The 22,625-nt window shown below is 61.4% G+C and carries 18 protein-coding genes; 8 read left to right on the top strand and 10 right to left on the bottom strand.

The genetic code is table 11. The features are described 5' to 3' along the window. Positions 1-3: 3 nt before the first annotated feature. The 10 genes from PSEMAI1_RS0104920 to tssJ all read right to left on the bottom strand — a co-directional run bounded on the left by PSEMAI1_RS0104920 (position 4) and on the right by tssJ (position 10,600). A complete protein-coding gene (locus PSEMAI1_RS0104920) occupies positions 4-2,055 on the bottom strand; it encodes a DUF2235 domain-containing protein (protein ID WP_084612627.1) in 2,052 nt (683 codons plus the stop codon). Further along, positions 2,040-2,618, bottom strand: coding sequence for a DUF3304 domain-containing protein (locus PSEMAI1_RS21110; RefSeq protein WP_084612626.1), 579 nt, complete (start codon positions 2,616-2,618; stop codon positions 2,040-2,042). Before PSEMAI1_RS21110 ends, PSEMAI1_RS0104920 begins: the two co-directional genes overlap by 16 nt. Before the next feature lie 83 nt (positions 2,619-2,701). Then, positions 2,702-3,307, bottom strand: coding sequence for a DUF3304 domain-containing protein (locus PSEMAI1_RS21105; RefSeq protein WP_084612625.1), 606 nt, complete (start codon positions 3,305-3,307; stop codon positions 2,702-2,704). Positions 3,308-3,360: 53 nt separating this feature from the next. Next, positions 3,361-3,945 (bottom strand): hypothetical protein, encoded by a 585-nt coding sequence (locus PSEMAI1_RS0104910; protein WP_156943086.1) that lies wholly within the window; start codon positions 3,943-3,945, stop codon positions 3,361-3,363. Positions 3,946-4,014: 69 nt separating this feature from the next. Beyond that, the gene (locus PSEMAI1_RS20845) at positions 4,015-4,800 is read right to left on the bottom strand and encodes a DUF4123 domain-containing protein (protein ID WP_024301791.1); all 786 of its coding nucleotides are present in this window, start codon (positions 4,798-4,800) and stop codon (positions 4,015-4,017) included. After that, entirely contained in the window at positions 4,797-7,421 is a 2,625-nt protein-coding gene (locus PSEMAI1_RS0104900; protein WP_024301790.1) for a type VI secretion system Vgr family protein, read from the bottom strand. Before PSEMAI1_RS0104900 ends, PSEMAI1_RS20845 begins: the two co-directional genes overlap by 4 nt. Before the next feature lie 17 nt (positions 7,422-7,438). Then, on the bottom strand, positions 7,439-7,924 hold the full coding sequence (tssE, locus tag PSEMAI1_RS0104895) for a type VI secretion system baseplate subunit TssE (RefSeq protein WP_024301789.1): 486 nt from the start codon (positions 7,922-7,924) through the stop codon (positions 7,439-7,441). Between the two features lie 3 nt (positions 7,925-7,927). Then, complete coding sequence (gene icmH, locus PSEMAI1_RS0104890) at positions 7,928-8,632, bottom strand: type IVB secretion system protein IcmH/DotU (RefSeq protein WP_024301788.1); 705 nt, start codon at positions 8,630-8,632, stop codon at positions 7,928-7,930. 7 nt (positions 8,633-8,639) lie between these two features. Beyond that, positions 8,640-9,986 (bottom strand): type VI secretion system baseplate subunit TssK, encoded by a 1,347-nt coding sequence (gene tssK / locus PSEMAI1_RS0104885; protein WP_024301787.1) that lies wholly within the window; start codon positions 9,984-9,986, stop codon positions 8,640-8,642. Positions 9,987-10,063: 77 nt separating this feature from the next. Next, positions 10,064-10,600, bottom strand: a complete 537-nt coding sequence (tssJ, locus tag PSEMAI1_RS0104880) for a type VI secretion system lipoprotein TssJ (protein WP_024301786.1) — start codon at positions 10,598-10,600, stop codon at positions 10,064-10,066. Between the two features lie 193 nt (positions 10,601-10,793). Between tssJ and PSEMAI1_RS0104875 the strand changes: the two genes are divergently transcribed. From PSEMAI1_RS0104875 to PSEMAI1_RS0104840, 8 genes are all read left to right on the top strand, one after another. Next, positions 10,794-11,621 carry a M15 family metallopeptidase gene (locus PSEMAI1_RS0104875; protein WP_232219836.1) on the top strand — a complete coding sequence of 276 codons (828 nt, stop codon included), beginning with the start codon at positions 10,794-10,796 and terminating at the stop codon, positions 11,619-11,621. A 53-nt stretch (positions 11,622-11,674) separates the two neighbouring features. Continuing rightward, entirely contained in the window at positions 11,675-15,604 is a 3,930-nt protein-coding gene (tssM, locus tag PSEMAI1_RS0104870) for a type VI secretion system membrane subunit TssM (RefSeq protein WP_232219835.1), read from the top strand. A 14-nt stretch (positions 15,605-15,618) separates the two neighbouring features. Beyond that, positions 15,619-16,641, top strand: coding sequence for a type VI secretion system-associated protein TagF (gene tagF, locus PSEMAI1_RS0104865; RefSeq protein ID WP_024301783.1), 1,023 nt, complete (start codon positions 15,619-15,621; stop codon positions 16,639-16,641). Positions 16,642-16,682: 41 nt separating this feature from the next. Continuing rightward, positions 16,683-17,195 (top strand): type VI secretion system contractile sheath small subunit, encoded by a 513-nt coding sequence (tssB, locus tag PSEMAI1_RS0104860; protein WP_024301782.1) that lies wholly within the window; start codon positions 16,683-16,685, stop codon positions 17,193-17,195. A 3-nt stretch (positions 17,196-17,198) separates the two neighbouring features. Beyond that, positions 17,199-18,683: a type VI secretion system contractile sheath large subunit gene (tssC, locus tag PSEMAI1_RS0104855; protein ID WP_024301781.1), complete on the top strand. Its 1,485-nt coding sequence runs from the start codon at positions 17,199-17,201 to the stop codon at positions 18,681-18,683. Between the two features lie 104 nt (positions 18,684-18,787). Further along, on the top strand, positions 18,788-19,285 hold the full coding sequence (locus PSEMAI1_RS0104850) for a type VI secretion system tube protein Hcp (RefSeq protein WP_024301780.1): 498 nt from the start codon (positions 18,788-18,790) through the stop codon (positions 19,283-19,285). Between the two features lie 66 nt (positions 19,286-19,351). Beyond that, entirely contained in the window at positions 19,352-19,840 is a 489-nt protein-coding gene (locus tag PSEMAI1_RS0104845) for an OmpA family protein (protein ID WP_024301779.1), read from the top strand. Positions 19,841-19,855: 15 nt separating this feature from the next. Continuing rightward, entirely contained in the window at positions 19,856-22,624 is a 2,769-nt protein-coding gene (locus tag PSEMAI1_RS0104840; RefSeq protein ID WP_024301778.1) for a type VI secretion system Vgr family protein, read from the top strand. The last annotated feature ends 1 nt before the right edge of the window (position 22,625 follow it).

Raw genomic sequence — 22,625 nt, 5'->3', positions numbered from 1 at the left:
GTTTCAGAAACGGCTTTCCAAGCGCTGCCGGCTGGCTTCTGCCTGCTGCCGTTTGATTTCCTTCGCACGCGGCGCTTCGCAAATCGGCTTCTTGTTGCTATGGCCATCGGTATAAAACACGGTGCGATAGCGCAGATAGGTACCGTGCGGCTCGCGCTTGCCCAAGGTCGCATGCATGAACCAAGCGCGGGAATCGTGGATATGTTCGTCGTACAGCGCCATCAGCAACGCATTACCGGTCACGGCCTGATAAAGCGCCTCACCGTCTTCCTTCAGCATGTGCAGCTCCTGGCCGCAGTCGTCGCTAAAGGGACGGGACAGCCCGGAGAAGAAGGTGACAAACCCGCCGAACAGGTTGGGCGACAGCGTGGTCTTGCCGGTGTAGTCGTCGCTGAAGTCCTTCGCACCCTCGCTCAGCTGGGTGCTGTCCATGACCGGCTCGTAGTCCTTGTCGACATTCGGCGTGTAGGGCTGCGGGCCGTCTCCCTCCTGATCGGCCGGCGGCTGCAGGATTACTTCGCTAGGCGGCACCTTGTCCTTGCGACGCTGTTTGCCCGCTTTCTTCCAGGCGTCCTTCTGGGCATCGACCTGCCATGAGGGCGTATCCTTGCTGTGCTTGTAAAAATCAGCGTCGCGGTAGCCCGGCCCGCCCTTGGCCTGAATGCCGCCGGCGTAGCGGGCAATACGCCAGGCAGTGATCTGTGCCGTCTGGAATTGCAGGATGGCGTTCAGGTCGTTCGCCGCCATGGCAGTCGAGCGCCAGGCTTCGAAACGGTCAATCAACTGCTGCGAGTAGGTGAATAAGTCGCTTGTATTCTTATCCATGAACCGCCAAGCTTCGCTTTCCTCCAGTAAAGCCAGTTGCTCGGGATCCACGTCCTGTAATAAAGACTTATCTGCTTGTAGAGGGGCGCCGGCCCCGTACGCCATCTGGAACATGTGCAGCAATGGCAGCTGCGACAGCAGCATCCCCTGCCCCTCGCGTGCCTTGCCCTGGTCTCCGGGCGGATAACCGCCGCCCACGTCACTGTGCATGCCGGGGTATACCCACTCGCTAGCACCGGACGGGTAATTGCCGTTCTGCTCCGTCGCCACCGAGTCCAGCGGGAAGCACAGCCGTTGCTCATGGGCGCTTACCAAGTGCTCGCAGCGCACCACAAAACCAGGGGGCAAGTGCATGGTGTCATCGGCCCAGCCGACATGCCCCTCGCCGCCCGGCATCAGTTCGGTGGAGCCAACCGAAGCCACGGTATCGAACAGGCCGGCAAATTCCACGCAGAGGGGAATGTCGCACAGTGTCTTGGCCTCTATGTTCATCAATTCACGCAGCCGCCACAGAAAGGCGCGTGCCTCGGCCGCGCCGCGCGAGAAGCCGTACACGTATAGCCGAATACGCAATACGCGTGGCTTGTAGTCCAGCTGCCGCTTGTCCAACACCGACTGCAAGGCCTTCTTCATCACCGCCTGCCGCTCGGCTACCGTCGTGCGGCGTGCTACCCGGACATCCCTGTCCTTTGCGTTCTCTCTGATCTCGTAGGTGTACTGCATGCCGCGGATAAGTTCGAGAGCCTCGGCATCCTGCACAACCTCCAGTTGATCACTCATGGAACGGCGCAGCACATCCACGATGCGGGTCAACCCCCACAGGATGCGCTCCTCGCCACCCTTGGCAAAGGCAAGCCCCATAGCAGAAGGCTCGGCCTCCCCGATTTCCTGGAATACGGTGCCCACCCCCTGGATGTAATAGCTGTAGTAGCCGTAATTGCTACCTTGCTTCAACCCGATACGGCCGATGGAGGCCCGGTATAAACGCCGGATATTGCTGCTGCTTATCGGGCTGGACTTGTCATCTGATTCGCCATGGTTATTGGTGCCGTCAAAAAACAGGCTGACATTCAGCACCTGTACGCAGGGGGAGGGATGGCCCTGCTCCCGCGCTTCGCATCTGGCCTGATCCACGGCCTGCTGTTGCTGAGTGCGATTGGCGAGCACCTGACTTAGCGACACCGGCAGATAACCGGATGCGGGAAATGGGGGGGCTATTTTTGCCGACATACGCGCTCCTTGCCCAGTCGCCGAATGACTTCCTTTTCCACGTCCTTCACCCCACGCAAATTACCGAGCACATAGCTGCGTTGCACAGCATCTATCAAGGGATAAACCTCATCGCAAGGCAAAAAAACAAGATTCATTGATGCGGACTCCTGATACTTTGGCACCGAAACACGTACTTGGTGGCGGGTATAATTAGCCTTATGGATAGCCATCCATTTTTCCCACTCTGGTGTAATTGACCCATTGGGGTTGCGTTTTGGCTCCTTTACACCCCCAGGATTTGCATCCGGGTTGGGATCCTTCACCCATTCTACGGTTGCAACCATATCCGGCTGCCATTGCTCCGGCAGGCCGATGCAACAGCCTTCCCCGCCGCTGCTGCCTCTGTCCAGAGTCTTGCTGTACACATTCACGCGGACATTGAAAATCGACGTACCGGAAACCGTGTTGTATATGTGAACTTCCGCCGGCAGCATTCGCGGCTTGGCCATACTCTGGCAGGCAGCAAGATTAACCACTAGAAACAGGCACAACAGCCATTTACCGAGGCTTATCGTATTCATCGCATTTGACTTTCTATTACTGCCGTATCTATTTTGAAAAACTCAGCAATACAACAAAATGCTTAAAGCCGAGAAAGTTGCCTCTATTTTTGTAGGCACGCCTCTTTCCTCCCCATCCGACGAATTACTTCCCGTTTCCACTCTTTAACAGGAACGTTGTAGCCGATATGTCCAAATACCCGACTCTGCTCTGCCGAGTTGATTATTGGATACACCTCATCACATGGCAAAAACACCAATTCCAATGAAGCCACTCTGTCATATCTCGGTACCGGGATGCGTATTTGGTGACGGATATAATTAACCTCGTGGATTTCGTACCATTTTTTCCCCTCGACAGTAAGGGAGCCATACCGACCAGGTGGCGGAGATTTAACTCCACCCGGGTTTACGCCTGGACTCGGATCCGTCACCCACGCCACGGTCGCCAACATATCCGGCTGCCATTGCTCCGGCAGGCCGATGCAGCAGCCTTCGCCGCCGCGGCTGCCTCTATCCAGGGTATTGCTATACACATTCACGCTGACATTGAAAATCGACGTGCCACTGACGGTATTGGTAATGTGCACCTCCGCCGGCAGCATTCGGGGCTTACCCAGGCTCTGGCAGGCAGCCAGAGAGAACGCCAACAAAAGGCATATCCCATACCGGCACAGCCTGGAGCTCAACACGTTCAAAGCAGAAAACATGGCGTCCACTCCATTGTTCCGGGTAAACAGTATGGTTTCTTGCCTCGCACGACTCAACGCCAGCCCGTGATCCGTATCTGGGAAAGGACGACCAATGCGATCGGAGCCAATAGCACAGCACCCACGGTCAGAGCGCCATCCACCGCTAATGTCACCGGGGTCAGCAACATTTTGGCGCGTTTGAAACCCGGTGGCGTTTCTTCAACCACCACAACCTTATAATCCTTATTGAATGGCACCATCTGTTCCGGCAGGGTAAATCCACGGGCATCATAGCGATGACCAACTATATAGAATGACTTGCGCCACCCTTGATTTCCCCTGTTCAGTTTAAATCCGAATTGCTCCAGAAGCGCATTCACCTCATCTGAATCGGCGTCCGACGCAACAAGGCTCAATTGTCCAGACACTTCCTGCTTTTCATTAACAGTGAACCACGAAAATTCGGCGCTTAGACTGGGCTTCAGCGGAGAGGACAGCACAGAAAGAAGTTCGCCGACACCATCCATGACACAATGGTGTTCTTTTCCCATGACCACCAGGGTCTTCATATCACTACCGGCAAAAAAACCAGTAATTTTTTCATCGATATAGACCTGATTCACCTCATTGCTGTCTTTGACCAGCTTGTAGGTCATGCAGCCACCGAGCGGAACCAGCATAGCCAGTTTCAAAAATGATCTTCTCTTCATTACAGTTTTATAGCGTTATAAATTTTGACTGATAAAAGCAGTACGCTCCGGCTGAGACCAGAGCTGTTTTTCATCGGCAGTCATCTGCAACGTAAACAGCTTTTGCATCATTGCCTCTTTCGTCGGACACCTGCATTGACGAGGTGTGAGCAGATTATCTTGCACGTATAATTCGGCCTGATGCCAAGCTGACAATTGGGAGACCGCCGCATCATCCAATTGCAACGGCTGAACCAACACTTCATAGGGCACCGTGTACCCGTGGGTGCCATGCTGCATCCAGCATTGACCATCACGGTCTATCCAGTGCCATTCCGCTGCCGCAGACAGCAGCCTCTCCGCCTCAACTGGTGGCAACGCAGCGAGCACAGGGCCAAATAGCGCCGGGTTGTAATAGCGCAGCACCCCTTTCTGAGTTCCGTCCTGCCATTCAGCCAGCAGAAAATGCCTTAGATGCGCCACCAGATCGTCGAATGGCCAATGGCTGAACAGCACCATCACCCTTGTTGCACCGTCCAACTCGCCCAGGCAGGCAAGCAGTCTTGTCCGAGCCCGCTCGTCTCCCAGTTGATAGCGGCATAGCAACGCGGCTTCGTCCGCCGCCTCAGCATGCGCGGTGCCTTGCAGCAACATTTGTTGCAAAGTCAGCGCCTGCGGCAGCTTTTTCTGCCAGCGCGGAGGCAGATTGGCCTGGTCGATCAGCAAGTCTAGGTGCGGCCAATCCGAGTGTGCCGCCTGCGCCAGCAAGGTCGCCAGCCAGTTTTCCACCCCGCCACCGTGGCCATCCCGTGCTACTTTCATCGCCCATTCACCAGCGGGTTGCCTTCCTTGGCCGCCATCTGCATGCACTGCTTGCACACGGTGTTCGGAAAACGCAGCACTTCCTTGTTCATCCTCGCCGGCCCACTCCAATCGTGGCTGCCTCCCTTGAAACTCACCTTGCCCGGCGCGTGCAGTTCGATCTTGCCGTCCTTGATGCGGATGTAGGCCCCGCCGCAGGTCAGCAGCACTTCCTTCTTGCCGTTGAACTGCTGGCTCGCCTTCAGGCTGCTGATCCGCACGTCCTTGTCCGCCGTCAGCTCCATGGCATCGCTCTGCGACTGGACCTGCACCTTGCCCTTGGCGGCGATCAGCTTCAGGCTGACGGCGTCCTTCACCCCCGCCACAAACAGGCTGATGTGCTGCCCCACGTTGTGCAGCCAGCGCCGGCCCGAGGTCTGGTGGGTGTCGCGCTGGGCCACCTGGTCGATATTCGTCCCGGCGGCCAGGGTGAGGCTGTTGTCGGTGGTGGCGGCGAGGCCGGCTGGGGCAGAGAGGATCATCAGCGGCTGCTGGCCGGCCTGACCATTGGCGGCGGTCTTGGATTCTTTATCGGTATTCGAACCCGCTTCCCAGGCTTTGAGGGCCTGGACGTGGTGCTGCAGGTGGCCGTCGGTCTTCGTGGCGCCTTTGCTGTTGTCGGGCTGGATCGTCTCCGGACCGGTTTCGACGCTGTCGGCCAGTTGGGCGGTGGCGGTCTCGCCAAGGGATTGGCTGAGCGCCAGCGCGGCATCGAGCTGGCTTTGCGCGCCGTCGCGGGCCAGTTGCTTGCCGGAGGCTGAGGCCTGCGCTTCGGTACTCAGCAAGAGGCCATGCCCGGCACGGATCGCGCCGTGGCGGTCGGTGCGTAGTTCGAAGCCGTCACCGCGTGGCGTGGCTTTGCCATCGGTGCGCGGATGGGCGAGATAGCCCTGGTTGAGCTGAGTCTTGCCGTGTTCGGACGAGAGCTTGGTTCTCACTTCACCGGGGGTGTCGTCGAACAGCAGCTCGTTGTATTGCCCGCCCTGATGCTCTTTCGACTTGATGCCGGACAGGGTCTTGTTGGCCGGCAGGCTGCCGGCCCCGCTGAAGGCGGGCGGCGGATGACTGCCGTTGTATAGCACGCCGGTGATCACCGGCCGGTCGATGTCCCCTTCGATGAAGTCGACCAGCACTTCCTGGCCGATGCGCGGGATGAACTGGTGGCCCCAGCCGGCGCCGGCCGAGGGCATGGCCACGCGCAGCCAGCAACTGGAGGTGTCGTCGAGGTTGGCGCCGATGGTGGGATGCTCATCCGGACGGGCCCAATGAAACTGGACCTTGATACGGCCATGGGCGTCGGTGTGCACTTCTTCGCCGGCGGGGCCGACCACGGTAGCGGTCTGGGCGCCACGTGCGGTGGGCTTGGCGAGCGCCGTGCCGGCGTAGGCCGGGGTGAGCGGCAGGCCACGGCGTTGGGCCTGGAACTGCGTGTGGAATGGCGCGGTTTCCGCGGTGTTGCCACCGACGAGCTTCTGCAAGTCTGCCGGCAGATTGTTGCGGGCGGTGAAGGTCTGGCGCGTGACGACGAATTCGCGCTGTTCGGCACTATCCCATTCGTGGGCTGGGTGCTCGTCGAGGCGGAACCACTGCCCGGCAGTCAGTCCGCGCACCGAGCCACCGCCGTCGAAGCGCTTGGCCTGCACGTCGTGCGCCTGCTGGCGCAGCCGGGCGTAGTGCGCGAGCTGGTCGGCGTCGCCGGCGTAGTACTGGCCGGGGACGTCGTAGTCCTGCAGGCTGCTTTGCAGCCGGGCGCCATCGGAGCCCTGGTCGACGGCGCTGGTATCCCCGCTGTGGCCGGTGGCGACCGGGTGGTAATCGAAGGTCGCCAGCGCCACGCTGCCGCTGACGATCTGGCGCGTACTGTCCCAGCGGGTGAGGCCGTCTTCGGCTTCGGTGGCATCGGTACGGTGGAAGCGCACCCGTTCCACCCCGGCGGGCGGCAGCGAGTACGGGGCGTCGAAGGCGATGAGCTGGACTTGGGGGATGTCCCCATCCAAATGGACGAAGCGCCAGGCCAGTCCCTCTTCGTGCAGCAGACGCACGATGAAGTCGTAGTCACTCTCGCGGTATTGCAAGCAATAGCTACGCGGCGGCAGTTCGCCCGCCAATGAAAAATCCAGGCTCTGCACCGCCGCGAACACCGGGTTGGCGGCGGCGTGCTCGGCGAAGACCTGGCGCACGATGTCGGGCACCGACTGATCCTGGAACACGCGGCTGGTACGGCGCAGGCGCAGGAGCGCGAACGGCGGCTCGACGGTGAGGGCGTACTTGGCGAAGCCGCCGTCGCTGCCCGCCGCCTCGGCGGCGCTGACCACGCCGCAGCGCACCTGTTCGGTTCCGTCCGCCCCGGCGATGCCCAGCCGCACCGGCACGCCGAGCAGGCCCTTGAGTTCGAGCCCGGCATCCGGCGACAGGCATTCGACACGGTAGCGGTAGCTGTCGGACACCGCCTCGTCGCCGTGCACGGCGAGCGGCAGCAGCGTCTCGCCCCAGCGCCCGCCGTCGCCCAGTTGCAGGGTAACGAGGCGCTGGTCCTGGGTAAAGGCGGCGGCGAAGCTGGCGAGCAAGGAAGAAAGATCCATGGAGAGACGAAGGCTTTTCAGCCCTGAACCTTGTAAACGTTGGACGACAGTTGCAACGTGGCGTCAAAGCTCACGGGGGGACGGTGCGGGTGCACTTTCAGTACTGCATCGACACGGAAACGCAGGTGCCGCTCCATTTCCCTCGGTGCATCCAGATTCACCCTGACGCGAGACAAACGCGGCTCGTGGATTTCAATGGCGCGGCGCAGTTGCTCGCGCAGCAGTTCGCGATCGTCAGGATTCAGCAGGCTAATGCCGCTCAGGTCGGGAATACCGAACTGCAGCATGCTGTCTCCCGCCAGGGTATGGGCCTCGAACAGCTCCGGCTGCGCCATGACGCGGGTATTGAGCAGAGCTTCCAGATCACGCGCCAGCGCACGGCGGAACTGCGGCAGTTCAAATAGCAAATGCTCGGCCCCATGGCTGAGATCGGGCTGGTCGTCCAGCAGCCGGTCCAGCACCGAAGGCAGAATCTGGGTATGCCGCGGGGAGGGGCCATACATCGCTCAGATCCCGAACAATTTGCTCAGTTGACGGCCGAGCAGCCAGTGATACGTCCCCCAGATCGCGGCGCCAACCAGGGCCAACAGGGCGAAGTACAGCCACAGCGGCAATTCATGGCGAACAAAGGCCTGGAAACGTTGCGGCAGTTGCCAATGGGGGGCGAACTCGGCCTTGCCACCGCGTACTTGCTGGATCTCCTGCCCCAGCTTGTGGGTGAGGTAGCCGAGCTTCTCTTCGCCCTCCAGCAGGTAGCGCCCCTGAAAGCCGAGCAACAGGCAGGTGTAATACACTTCCAGTTCCTCGATGTGTCGCGCCGGCTCCAGGCGCAGTTGCTCCAGCCGGTTGAAGAAGCCCTCCCCCGCCAGATGCTCGCCAAACAGACGCAGTTGCAGCGGCATGCGCTCCCACTCGTCGCGCAGCGAAAAATCGGAGGACAGGATGATCTCGTCCAGCAGGGCGCAGAACGCGTACTTGGCCTGACCGATGGCTTCGACCGACTTGCCGAAGTTGCGGGCATTGCGTTCGTACTGCAGCAGGAACTGGTCGATACGGCGGTTGAACTCTACGCTGCTGCCTGGCGCGTTGCCGTCTTTCAGCAGAAACAGCAGGTACACACCATCTTCCAGCATCTCACGCAGACTGGGGCCGGTGCTGGCCACATTGATGGTGGACTCGTTGGCGATGGCGGTTACGGCGGCTTGACTCATGTCGACCTCAACGGAAAACAGCGATCAGTTCCAGGGTCAGCCCGGACAGGGTTTGCGGAACGTAGATGCAGATGCTGCGCGACTGCAGCATGCGGGCAAAAATGTCGCCGTGCGGCTGAAGCGCAAAGTAGTGATTGCCCACCCGCACCGGCACGACGGAAGGGGTCTGCGCCGCATGGCTCAGCGCCACCCCGCGCATGGCGGAGTTGAGAATTTTCTCGACATCGTCCGGTGCGCCGATCTTGAACTTGAGCGGCACGTTGTCGATGACCTGGCTGGCCGGCTGCTCGCTCTGCACCGAGAGGTAAAAGTCGACCTTGTCCAGCAGACGGTCGCTCTCCAGCCGGCCGATATGGAAGGATGGCTTCGGGGAATGCAGCGGGATGACGACATAGCGTGCCGAGATGACGGTTTCCAGCAGTTCGCGAATCTGCAGGTCCAACGCGGCAAACACCGCATGCAGATCGTCATGGCGGTAGGCGGGTATGTCGGCCAGCGCATAGCGGGTAGAAAATGTCTGCAGCTCGCCGCAAAACTCCGCCAGTGCCATGTACAGCTCTTCCGGATGCAGCGGGTTGCTCAGCGACAGGTGGCGCAAACGGGCGAAGTTGCGATTGACGGTATGCAGCAGCCAGAAGGCGCTGATGTCGCTGGAGCCGAATTCCATCACGCTCTTGGCTCGCTCGCGCTGCGCCCCCGCCAGAGCCTGACTTTTCACCAGCAGGATATCCAGCAGTCGCCGCACCAACTGCGGGAGTTCTCCCGCAGCGCCGATGGTCAGCAGCGGCGGCAGAAAATCGCCGGCCACACCCCACTGGCCGGTGGCATCCTTCTGCAGGCGGCACAGAGGAATGGCGTCGTAGCCATCGCGGTTCTCTTCTTCGAACATCAGGCGCACGTCGGGCTCCAGTGTCGCCACTTCTGCCGGCAACGCCTGGGTGTAGAGATCGGCCAGTTCCGCGCCACCATTCTGATAGCGGCTCGGCCTGCCGGCCGGCTCGCCGCTATGGGCATTGCCGCCATAGGCCTGCAGATCGGCCAGGCAGGCATACAGCGTCGTTGCCACCCCCAGTTGCGGCAGGGTCGAGAGATCCCTGGACAAGGGCAATGGCGAGGACTGCGGGGCCTGATAGAGCAGGCCGTCGCGGAACAGGATGCCTAGGGCATCCACCCGCACCATCCCTCCCTTTAGCGCCTGTTCATCAAGCCGCAGTTGCTGCACGCCCCACGTATGGCGGCGCATCAGTTGCTGGCGGCTGACGACATCTTGCTCGAGAAACAGCGTCTGCTGTTGAAAATGCTGCGGGCGCAGAAACATGCCTTCGCCCCACAACACACGTTTAGCTTGTTGCATCTTCAATCAATCCGGTGAACCAGGCACCCTGCACTGGCCAACACATCCAAAACCAACACGCTAGGCAAACGTCCGGCCTAGCGGCAAACGACCTGCAGCGACTTGGGCTGCCCCGGCAGCAGCTTTGCCGGGGGTTTGACGGCGCGCAGGTAGCAGTCTTCCGCCATGAATTGCAGCCCCTTGCTGCGCACGGCATCGGCATCGAACAGCAAGCGCCAGAAATGCCGGTCCGGCTGACGGAACAGGGCTATCAAACCAATGTGCGAAGCCTCGGGATTCACCACGAAATCGGACACTGTGACGCGCCCGCCCGGCAGCAGCGTCATCTCGCGCATGTCGAGCAGTTCGGACGCCAGCAGTTCCTTATCCGACTTGACCGCCACCAGCGCTTCCATGCTCAAGCGGTTGAATGTCTGATCCGACTTCAGCTGATAGACCCGCACCACAACCGACAGCGGCTTGCCGCGACTGTCGCGGTTCAACTGCGCGGAGGCTTCGCCGGACACCTGTACTTCCTTATTCGAAGCACACCCGGACAAGAGCAATACAGCAGGCACCAATAGCCCCAGGAGCCCCCTGGCATGGCACCGCACCCCGGTCTTGCAATGCTGCATCTGTCAGCCACCTCTGGAAATCATGCCAAAGAGACATGATAATTGAAAAGCATTTTTTATACAAAATTAGCAATAATGCTAAATTTTTAGTAAATTAATCATTAAACACATAGTTAACAACATAGTCATTGAACAACACTGACGTATGAACTGGCCTAACTCAGTACAAGTCTACCTCGCTCCAGCGACAGCCATGTTGCTGATATGCCTGATCTCGTGGATTGGGCTACGCTTTTTCAATAAAAAAATCCTATCAAATGAAATAGTTATAGAAGAAACAAACGTTGCATCCACAACCCAGGCGGCCGATATCCGCGCTCAGGACCCACGCCAAGAGACACCATCCGGCACGGCAACAATGCGACAAACAAAAAGCGAAGAACACACAAAAAAGTACTTCGTCATTGCCAGAATACCCCTTGTTTCGTTATCTTTGGCCGCCATGCCAGTCGTGTTGGATTTGTTTTTTAGAGAAATGCACGGATCGTCGGAATTCATCCCTAATGAATACACGCACAGCTCGCGGATCAAGCTGACCTTGCAGGAGGAACAGTTGGTTCCTCCCCCGCCTCTACCCCCGGAGGCTTTCCGAGATGCCATCAGCGAACAGCCGCGACTGAACCGGGCGGACCGGGACTGGAACAAGCTCGACGCGTCGTTCGTTCAGACGGTGCTGCACGTCATGACACGGCTGGAAGCGCGTGGCTACCCCATGACCCTGTTGGAGGGTTACCGCAGTCCCGAGCGTCAGGATGCCCTGGCGGAACAAGGCACGCTGGTCACCAAGGCCAAGGGAGGACAGAGCAAGCACCAATACGGCCTGGCCGTCGATCTGGCTCCTGTCAGGAACGGGAAAGTCGTGATTTCGGAGCGCGACCCCTGGGCCATGTCGGCCTATCTCGCCCTGGGGGAGGAAGCGACGGCGGCGGGGCTGACCTGGGGCGGCAACTGGAGCTTCAAGGACTACGGCCATATCGAACGCAGCGGCTCGCTCAAGCAGCTGCTGGCCCGGCAGCAATAAACAAATAGGAAGGTGAAGAGGTGTTGAAAAAAGGTTGGCGTCGATATGCCAAGGTGGCATCGGCAATCGGATTCCTGATCCTGATCGCCCTGATCTGGTTCCTGGGTGAATGGATGGGGCTGGAAACCCTGGAGGCCAGGCTGAGCTGCATCGTCGTGATCATGCTGCTCTGGGTGGCAAGCCTGCTGATCGGGCAGCTTCTGGCGCGCCGTGCCGGAGGGCTGCTGGAGAAAATGCTGCGCCAGCAGGCGGACGATGCCGTGATCCACGCAGGCTCCGAGAAGCGCGCCGAAGTCACCCTGCTGCGCCAGCGCCTGCTGGCCGCCATCGACACCCTGAAGAGGTCGAAACTCGGCAACAGCAGCGGCAATGCGGCACTGTACGAGCTACCCTGGTACATGATCATCGGCCATCCTGCCGCCGGCAAGAGCTCGGCCATCCTGCAATCCGGCCTCACCTTCCCCTTCAGCGACAAGAGCGCCATCCAGGGGGTAGGCGGCACGCGCAACTGCGACTGGTTCTTCTCCACCGAGGGGGTGCTGCTCGACACCGCCGGCCGCTACGCGACCCAGAGCGAGGATCGTGGCGAATGGCTGGCTTTTCTGAAGCTGCTGAAAAAGCACCGCCCCAAGGCGCCGGTGAACGGCATCCTGGTCGCCATCAGCCTGCCCGAACTGGCCCAGCACCACAGCGAAGGCTTTTCGCTGTATGTCCGTCAGGTACGAGAGCGCATCCACGAGGTCTGCAGCACGTTCGAGCTGCACGTCCCCGTCTACCTGGTGTTTACCAAACTGGACCTGCTGGGCGGGTTCGCCGAGTTCTTCCAGGACATGCCGGAAGAAGAGCGTGCCCGGGTGTGGGGCAGCACCCTGACAGCCAGCCAGGGTAACGGCTTCGACGCCACCACCGTGGCCTCCCAGCAATTCGAGTTGCTCCATCGCGGTCTGGTACAGGCCGGCGAGGAGAAGCTGCTGCAATATCGCGGCGATCAGGTTCATCCGGCACACTTCGCCTTCCCAATCGAGTTTCACGGTCTGAAAGAAGCCGTCGTGAAATTCGTGACTCTGCTGTACGAGGATGACCCCTATCACGCCCGTCCGCTGCTGCGCGGCTTCTACTTCACCAGCGCACTGCAGGAAGGCACGCCACGCATCGTGGCGGCCAGCCGGGTACAAGGGCAGTTCGACCTGACCACCAAGCAGGGTGACAAGCGCCAGGTTCCGGCTTCGTACAGCTTTTTCCTGGGCGACCTGTTCCGGAAGGTGCTGTTTCCGGACCAGCACCTGATCTCACGGCAGACTCGGTACAGCGGCAGTCGCTGGCGCATGGCTGCAATGGCAGCCGGCGTGCTGACGCTCAGCGTGCTGGCAGGCCTGTGGAGCTGGTCCTACATCGGCAACCAGCAACTGCTGGCGGAAATCAGCCAGGAAAGGGAAGCCGCTCGCAAGCTGGCGACTTCCGGCCAACTGTACGACAAGCTGCGCGCACTGCAGCAGTTGCAAACCCGCCTGGAACAGTTGCAGGCGTACCGTACCGAGGGAGCTCCTTGGCAGATTGGCGTGGGTCTCTATCAGGGCAAGCCACTGGAAGCCGCCTTGCGCAGCGAATACTTTGCAGGCATCAAGACCCTGATGCTGGAGCCGGTTCAGCGCAATCTGGAAACCTCCCTGCTTGCACTCGACCAGCGCCAGCCTGCCTCCCCGCCTCCGATACTGGAAGCCAAGCCGGTTGCGCCAGCGCCCGCCCCTTCCGTGACCATACCGGCAAAACCCAAGCCCAAATACCGTCCACGGCTGCAAGGCAAGCCGCTGCCGAACATCGAGCTAAGCGCCATTCCCGAGGAGTACCGGGGACATCCTGTGCCCCTGTCGACCGACGACTACCACATTCGGACTGCCGTCTGGCCGCACCAGGCCCCACAGCCGGTGGCGACAAACTGGCAGGCGTCCGGCTTCGGCCTGCACCGGGCCAGTTGGACACCCCCGGCTCGCGTCGCGGCAGTCCAACCGTCGACAGTCTCTGTAGCCGCTGCCACGCAAGCTGTCGCGGCAGCGACAGAAGCATCGGCAGAACGCCCGGCCCAGGCCCCGGCCAAGTCGCCGCAACTGGATGCCAGCTATAACGCACTGAAAACCTACCTGATGCTGTACCAGCCACAGCGCATGGAGCCGGCGCATCTGGCGGACCAGCTTCCGCGCTACTGGCGCCCCTATCTGGAAGCCCAGCGCGGGCAGTACAGCACCGAAGAAATCATGGCGGTCGCCGAAAAGCTGCTGGCGTTCTACATCAGCCAGCTCAAGGCACCGGACCTTCCGCTGATTTCGCCCAACCTGCGCGTGGTCAACCAGGCACGCGAGGTGCTGCGCGGCTCTTTCAAGCGCATGTCGGCCGAAGAGCGGGTATTCAATGAAATCCGCGCCCGCGCCAACACCCGCTTTGCCCCACTGACCGTGGCCCGCATCCTGAACAACCGCGATCTCGACATCATGGCCGGCAGCCAGATGGTGGAAGGTGCCTTTACCCGCGAGGCATGGGATCAATACGTAAAAGCCGCCATCGAGGAAGCGAGCAAGGGAGAAATCCGTAGCGACGACTGGGTGCTGGCAGCCACCAGTCAGGACAACCTGGGCAAGGATGGTGACGGCGAGAAGAACCGGGCGGCCCTCGAAGCACAATACCGCGCAGCCTATATCGACAGCTGGAAGCGCTTCCTGCAGGGCGTCACGGTGCGTGATTTCACCAGCCCGGCACAGTCCGCCTCGGCCATGACTCGCCTGTCGGACCGGGAAACCTCGCCCATCAAGCTGATCCTGTTGCGTGCGGCGACGGAAACGGCCTGGGACAACCCGTCCGAACTCAACCGATCGCTGGAGAATGCCAAGCAGTCGGTTCTGAAAAAAACCGCCGAACTGCTGAAAGGCGGCAGCAGCGAGAACACGCCCAAGGACAAACTCTACGGCGAAGTGGGCCGACAGTTTGCCGGGGTAGCCCAGTTGGTGAAAGGCGACAACACCCCGATCAACGGTTACCTGGAGCAACTGGCCAAACTGAAAGCCAAGCTGGGGGCCATCGCCAGCACCGACGACCCGGGCTCCCTGGCACGCGCTACCCTGCAGGCCACCTTCAACAACAGCGGCTCGGAACTGGCGGACAGCATCGCCTACGTCGACAACGCCTTGCTGGCGCAAAGCACGCCCGACACAGTCAGTCTGGTGCGTCCGATGCTGGTGCGACCACTCAGCCACTCCTACAGCACCCTACTCGGCCCGGTCAGCGCCGACATCAATCAGGCCTGGGCCACCGAGGTCTTGCCGCAATGGCGTCAACTGTCGGCCAAGTACCCGTTCAGCGATGCCGGCAGCACGGCATCCATTGCCGAGATCAACCGCTTCCTGAAAGCCAACGACGGCACGCTGGATCGTTTCATCAACAAATACCTAGCCGGCCTGGTCCAGAAAAAAGGAGACATGCTGGTACCGCGCGCCTGGGGCGAACTCGGCATCAAGTTCAACCCGGCCTTCCTCAGCAGCGTGAGCAGCCTGTCCGCACTGGCCAACGGCCAGTTGCAGGAGGGTGACAGCCTCCGCTTCGAACTACAGCCGCAACCGACGCCGGGGCTCTCTGAAATCGTCTTCGATATCGATGGCCAGGAACTGCGCTATCGCAACGGCCCGCAGATCTGGCAGCCCTTCACCTGGAACGGCAACGGCCAGACGACTGGCGCGCGCATCCAGGTGTTGTCCTACAACGGCGCGAGCAGCGTGGTGGCCAACCACCCCGGCGGCATGGGCCTGATGCGCCTGCTGGCCGGAGCCAAGGTCGTGCAGGATGGCCCGGATGGCACCCAGCTGGCCTGGTCGCTGCGCAAGGCTGACGGGGATACGCAGAGCGTGCGTGTCAATTTCCGGGTACTCAGCGGTGTCAACCCGCTGCAGTTGACCCGTCTTAACAAACTGACGTTGCCCGAGCGCGTAACGTTGTAAACGGGGCCATAGTCTTGAGCTTCACTTTCAAACGCAACCAGGAAGCCGCGGCATCATCGTACTGCATCTTCGGCAAACTGCCGCGCCGCGCCGACTTCATCCGCATCAACGCCACCCATCCGGCGGCGGCACAGCTGGACCATCTGCTGGCGGACAGCATCAGCCTGCTCTCCCCCGGCACAGAGGCCGTCGCCCGCTACCGTGCCATGCCCCCCTCCTGCTTCGTGCTGCGCAGCCGGGATCAGGATTGGCTGTCGCTCGGCGTGATCCAGCCCAGCCACGACGAAAGCGGGCGCAACTACCCGCTGGTAGCCGTCACCCAACTACCTGCCAGCCTGGCGCTGCCACCGTTGGCCGTGCTGCTGCTCACCTGCGAGCTGTTCTTTTCAGGCTTGAAGGATCAACTCGCCAGCGCCATCGACAACGCGGTGGAAATGGTGGCCTGCCGCCAGTTTCTGGAAGCGCAAGCGCTGTTCGGCGTGGCCTCGAACGACGATGTCGCCCTGGCCGAACAGTTGCTGTCCCGCCACCTGACCATCACCCCGGCACACCAACTGGAAAGGCTGCTCGCCCGCCAGCCCGGCCATACGCTGGAGACCACCTTGCTGGCCTTCATCTTCCACAGCCAGTTGCAGCACCGCTTCCGCGACAGCCTGTGCGCACAGACCTACCTGCTGCCGCTGCCGGCCACCGATGGCGAAGACATGCTGGCCGCCGCCACCTGGCTGTCGCTGTACCAGGCCGCTGCCAGCACCCATGGAGCCGACGATGCCCAATGCCTGCAGATCAACCGGCCGGACGGACGCTTCCTGGCCCTCCAGCCCCACTCGCCGGACGCCCACATCGTGGCGCAATGCTGGGGCGAGCCGCTGGACCAACGTTTCGTCGTAGACATCGGCGATGAGCAGGCGCCCTGGCACCGCCATCAGTCCTACGCCGAGGCCTCATACATCCTGGGACGGCGCCTGAACGACCCGGGGCTTAGCGTCGCGCAGTTGCGCGACCTTGTCGCCAGCCTTGCCCGCAGCATCGCCTGACGCCGCTCAACCCTGACAGACCATCTTTTCGAGAGCACACCATGAGCAAAGAAAGCACCCAGAAAAAACTGTCGCGGGTCCGCCCCCCGCGCGTGCAGATCACTTACGACGTCGAAATCGGCGACGCCATCGAGACCAAGGAACTGCCCTTCGTGCTGGGCGTGCTGGGCAACTATTCCGGTCACAGCAAGAACCCGCTGCCCAAGATGAAGGAGCGCAAGTTCGTGCAGATCGACCGCGACAACTTCGATGAAGTCCTCAAGGGCATGGCGCCGCGCCTGGCCATCAAGGTCGACAACAAGCTGCAGGACGACGGCAGCCAGTTGGCAATGGAACTGAACTTCAACGAGTTGGCCGATTTCGAGCCGCAGAACGTGGTGGCCCAGGTGGAACCGCTCAAGCATCTGCTGGAAGCCCGCACCCGTCTGGCCGACCTGCGCAACAAGCTGGCCGGCAACGACAAGCTGGAAGAGCTGCTGGACGAGGTGGTACGCGATACCGAGAAACTTCGCCAGATCAGCCAATCCACCCAAAGCGACAACACCGGGGAGTAAGCCATGAACAGCGCACAACAACTGGACACGGCAGCGGACCCGAGCACCGTCGATGCCGGCAGCCTGCTGGACAGCATCATCGAACAGAGCCGCATCGCCACCAACGAAAGTGAAAAAGGCCATACCCGTGACCTGATCGGCGAACTGGTGGCCCAGGTGCTGGAAGGCAGCGTGACCGTATCGCGCGACCTGTCCGCCAGCATCGATGCCCGTATCGCAGAGCTGGACGCCCTGCTGTCGAGCCAGCTCAACGAGGTGATGCACCACCCCGAGTTCCAGAAGCTGGAAGCCTCCTGGCGCGGCCTGAAATACCTGGTGGCAGAATCGGAAACCAGCACCATGCTGAAGATCAAGGTGCTCAATGCCTCCAAGAAAGACCTGGTCAAGGACTTCAAGGCCTCGCCGGAGTTCGATCAGAGCGCCTTGTTCAAGAAGATCTACGAGGAAGAGTACGGCACCTTCGGTGGCGCACCCTACGCCGCCCTGGTGGGCGACTACGAATTCACCCGCCACCCGGAAGACTTCTACCTGCTGGACGAGCTGTCCCATGTCGCGGCCTCGGCGCATGCACCGCTGATCTCCTCCGCCTCTCCCGGCCTGTTCGGTCTGGAAAGCTTCACCGACATCGGCAAGCCGCGCGATCTGGCCAAGATCTTCGACACAGTCGAATACGCCAAGTGGAAATCGTTCCGCGAATCCGAGGATTCGCGCTACGTTGGCCTGGTGCTGCCGCACGTGCTCGGCCGCCTGCCGTACGGCCGTGACAACGTGCCGGTGGAAGCTTTCGACTTTGAAGAAAACGTCGACGGCAGCCATCACGACAAATACCTGTGGACCAATGCCGCCTATGCCTACGCGGCCCGCCTGACCGATGCCTTCGCCCTGTACGGCTGGCTGGCGGCGATCCGCGGCGTGGAAGGCGGCGGCCTGGTCGAAGGCCTGCCTGCGCATACCTTCAAGACCGATGACGGCGAAGTGGCGCTCAAGTGCCCCACCGAGGTGGCCGTAACCGACCGTACCGAAAAGCTGCTGTCCGACCTGGGATTCATCTCGCTGGTGCATTGCAAGAACACCGACTACGCCGCCTTCTTCAGCGGCCAGTCGGTGCAGAAGGCCAAGACCTACAACACCGACGCGGCCAATGCCAACGCCCGTCTGTCCACCCAGCTGCCCTACATCTTCGCCGTATCGCGCATCGCGCATTACATGAAATCCATCATGCGCGACAAAATCGGCAGCTTCGCCTCGCGCCAGAACGTGCAGGACTTCCTGAACACCTGGCTGGCGCAATACGTGTTGCTGGACGACTCCGCCAGCCAGGAAGCCAAGGCGAAATACCCGCTGCGCGAAGCACGCGTGGATGTCGTGGAGGTCCCCGGCAAGCCGGGCGTCTACCGCGCCGCGGCCTTCCTGCGTCCGCACTTCCAGTTGGACGAACTGACCATATCCCTGCGTTTGGTTGCCGAGCTGCCCCAGCCGGCAGGCTAACGCCCGCAACGACTCACCACCCTGTCGGCATTCGGTGCCGACAGGAGGCGAGGCATTTGTTTTGGAAGTAGCACTTCCATCTTTATTTATCCAAGGAGAATGCAATGGCTTTTGACGCCTTCCTGAAAATCGACGGTATCCCGGGCGAAAGCACCGACGATCAACACAAAGACTGGATCGAGATCCAGTCCTTCTCCCATCTGATCGAGCAGCCGGCGCAGGCCACCGCCAGCTCGGCCGGTGGAGCCACCGCCGAACGCGTCAACCACGGCGTGTACGAAATCACCCACTTCCTGGACAAGGCCAGCCCGAAGATCTACGAAGCATGCTGCACCGGCAAGCACATCAAGGATGTCACCATCGAGCTGTGCCGTGCCGGCGGCGACAAGGTGAAGTACATGGAGATCAAGATGGAGCAAGTATTGATTTCCAGGGTTGAGCCGAATGGCTCGGCCAACGATACCGGCTTCCCCAGCGAGAAGGTCAGCTTCAGCTACGGCAAGATCAAGTGGACCTACACCCAGCAGAAACGTGCCGACGGCGCCGGTGGCGGTAACGTCAGCGCCGGCTGGGATCTGACGGCCAACAAAGTCATCGCTTAAGTTATTTGATGTAGGTAAAGGCCCGCATCGGTCATTGTGCGGGTCTTTATTTTGAAAGGAAAAATCATGTTTTACAGAATCGCCTCTCTCGCCCTTTGTACGTCCATGCTCTTGGGTTGCGCCGGAGCCAAGCAAGCAGCACAAAACGCAGCGATGAATGCGGCGGGGACACAAGAGCAGCAAGGCAAGGCGATTGTCGCCAAGGTCACGGCCGAACTGGACCAGGCCACCACGAAAGTCATCGAACAAACCGGCAACAAGACCGTGGCCAGCGATCCGACGCTGATCCCTTTCGAAAAGATGAACTCCAAGCTGACCCCGGTCACCGAGCAGCAAGTACGTGCCCTGGCACCGGCTCTGGTGATTGCCAAACAAATCGTCGTTACCGGTTTTTGTGATCGTCGGGAAGTCGGCAATGCTGAGGCTGCAGCCAAAGCCAGGGCCATGGTCGTGAAAAACCTGCTGGTCGAAAGTGGCATTTCGGCAATCCGCATTACCGTCCGCTCCGATACCAAGCAAAAACTGCATGCGGTTCGCATCACGTTCAATGGTTAATTCCCGATCGATGCCATGAGTGCCCTTGAGCTTCTTTCAGCTTTCGCCTCCGCCTTCACCCAGGACCAGCGCCTCCTCACCCTGCAACTGGGCGACGGCGGGCGCTGGGGCGAGACGCTGCTGCCGCTCGCCGTGCACGGCGACGAGGCGGTGTCCGACAGCTACCGCTACCGTGTCGAATGCCTGTCGCCGGATGCCGGGCTCGAACTCAAGGGCCTGCTCGGCATGCCGGTGCGGCTGGGCATCGCCGGGGCGGACGGAACCGAACAGGTGCGCTGCGGCGTGGTCAGCGCCGCCGAGGCGGCGGGCAGCGACGGCGGCTTCGCCAAGTACGCCCTCACCGTCGAGCCGCCGTTCGCGCTCCTGCGCCTGCGCCGTACCAGCCGCGTGTTCCAGGATCAGTCGGTGCCCGACATCGTGCGCCAGGTCTTCGCCGAGCACGCCGCCGCCAACCCGGTGTTCGCGGCGGTGCAGAGCCTGGATTTTTCATTGGCGGGCGAACTGCCGCCGCGTAGCTATTGCTTGCAATACCGCGAGAGTGACTACGACTTCATCGTGCGTCTGCTGCACGAAGAGGGACTGGCCTGGCGCTTCGTCCATTTGGATGGGGACATCCCCCAAGTCCAGCTCATCGCCTTCGACGCCCCGTACTCGCTGCCGCCCGCCGGGGTGGAACGGGTGCGCTTCCACCGTACCGATGCCACCGAAGCCGAAGACGGCCTCACCCGCTGGGACAGTACGCGCCAGATCGTCAGCGGCAGCGTGGCGCTGGCGACCTTCGATTACCACCCGGTCGCCACCGGCCACAGCGGGGATACCAGCGCCGTCGACCAGGGCTCCGATGGCGCCCGGCTGCAAAGCAGCCTGCAGGACTACGACGTCCCCGGCCAGTACTACGCCGGCGACGCCGACCAGCTCGCGCACTACGCCCGGCTGCGCCAGCAGGCGCACGACGTGCAGGCCAAGCGCTTCGACGGCGGTGGCTCGGTGCGCGGACTGACTGCCGGGCAGTGGTTCCGCCTCGACGAGCACCCAGCCCACGAATGGGATAGTGCCGAACAGCGCGAATTCGTCGTCACGCGCCAGACCTTCACCGCCCGCAACAATCTGCCGGCAGACTTGCAGAAGCTCGTCGGTGGCAACACCGCGGAAACCGCGCCATTCCACACGCAGTTCCAGGCCCAACGCCGTGGCCTGCCGCTCACCCCGGCCTACGCCGGCACGGCGCTCGCCAAGCCCACCGCACGTGGCGCCCAGACCGCTACCGTGGTCGGCCCCGCCGGCGAAGAAGTGCACACCGACGCCCATGGCCGTATCAAGGTCCAGTTTCATTGGGCCCGTCCGGATGAGCATCCCACCATCGGCGCCAACCTCGACGACACCTCCAGTTGCTGGCTGCGCGTGGCCATGCCCTCGGCCGGCGCCGGCTGGGGCCACCAGTTCATCCCGCGCATCGGCCAGGAAGTGCTGGTCGACTTCATCGAAGGGGACATCGACCGGCCGGTGATCACCGGCGTGCTATACAACGGCAGTCATCCGCCGCCCGCCTTCAGCGGGGCCGGCAGCCTGCCGGCCAACAAGACCCTGTCCGGCATCAAGTCGAAAGAGCATCAGGGCGGGCAATACAACGAGCTGCTGTTCGACGACACCCCCGGTGAAGTGAGAACCAAGCTCTCGTCCGAACACGGCAAGACTCAGCTCAACCAGGGCTATCTCGCCCATCCGCGCACCGATGGCAAAGCCACGCCACGCGGTGACGGCTTCGAACTACGCACCGACCGCCACGGCGCGATCCGTGCCGGGCATGGCCTCTTGCTGAGTACCGAAGCGCAGGCCTCAGCCTCCGGCAAGCAACTGGCCCGCGACGGCGCGCAAAGCCAGCTCGATGCCGCGCTGGCGCTCAGCCAATCCCTTGGCGAGACCGCCACCGCCCAACTGGCCGACAGCGTCGAAACCGGTCCGGAGACGATCCAGCCCGACAACAGCAAAGGCGCCACGAAGACCGACGGCCACCTGCAGCACCACGTCCAGGCCCTCAAAGCCTGGGAAGCGGGTTCGAATACCGATAAAGAATCCAAGACCGCCGCCAATGGTCAGGCCGGCCAGCAGCCGCTGATGATCCTCTCTGCCCCAGCCGGCCTCGCCGCCACCACCGACAACAGCCTCACCCTGGCCGCCGGGACGAATATCGACCAGGTGGCCCAGCGCGACACCCACCAGACCTCGGGCCGGCGCTGGCTGCACAACGTGGGGCAGCACATCAGCCTGTTTGTGGCGGGGGTGAAGGACGCCGTCAGCCTGAAGCTGATCGCCGCCAAGGGCAAGGTGCAGGTCCAGTCGCAGAGCGATGCCATGGAGCTGACGGCGGACAAGGACGTGACCATCACCTCCTGCAAGGGCAAGGTGGTTATCAGCGCCAAGCAGGACATTCTGCTCGCCAGCGGCGGCGGTTACATCAAGCTGTCCGGCGGCAACATCGACATCCATTGTCCCAGTGTGGTGAGCATAAAAGGAGCGGACCATGCGCTGAGTGGACCGGCCAGCATTGGCGTCAATATGCAGGGCTTCCCCAGCGCCGATCTCTACGACGAGAAATTCCAGGTTCTGGGCCCGAACGGGAAGCCACTGAAAGGCTTGCTGTTGGCAGTCAATGACGGTAAGCAGCAGCTTCTGCACCGTATCAAACCCGATGGCAGCAACCAGCGCATCCACACCACTGCACCAACCCCGCTGGAGGCAAAACTGGTGTGGAGCGAGATTCTGCCGCCCTCAGGAGAACAATAAT

Origin of the sequence: Pseudogulbenkiania sp. MAI-1 (assembly GCF_000527175.1) — a bacterium.
Lineage (GTDB): Bacteria > Pseudomonadota > Gammaproteobacteria > Burkholderiales > Chromobacteriaceae > Pseudogulbenkiania.
This window is presented reverse-complemented; position numbering and strand designations above follow the sequence as displayed.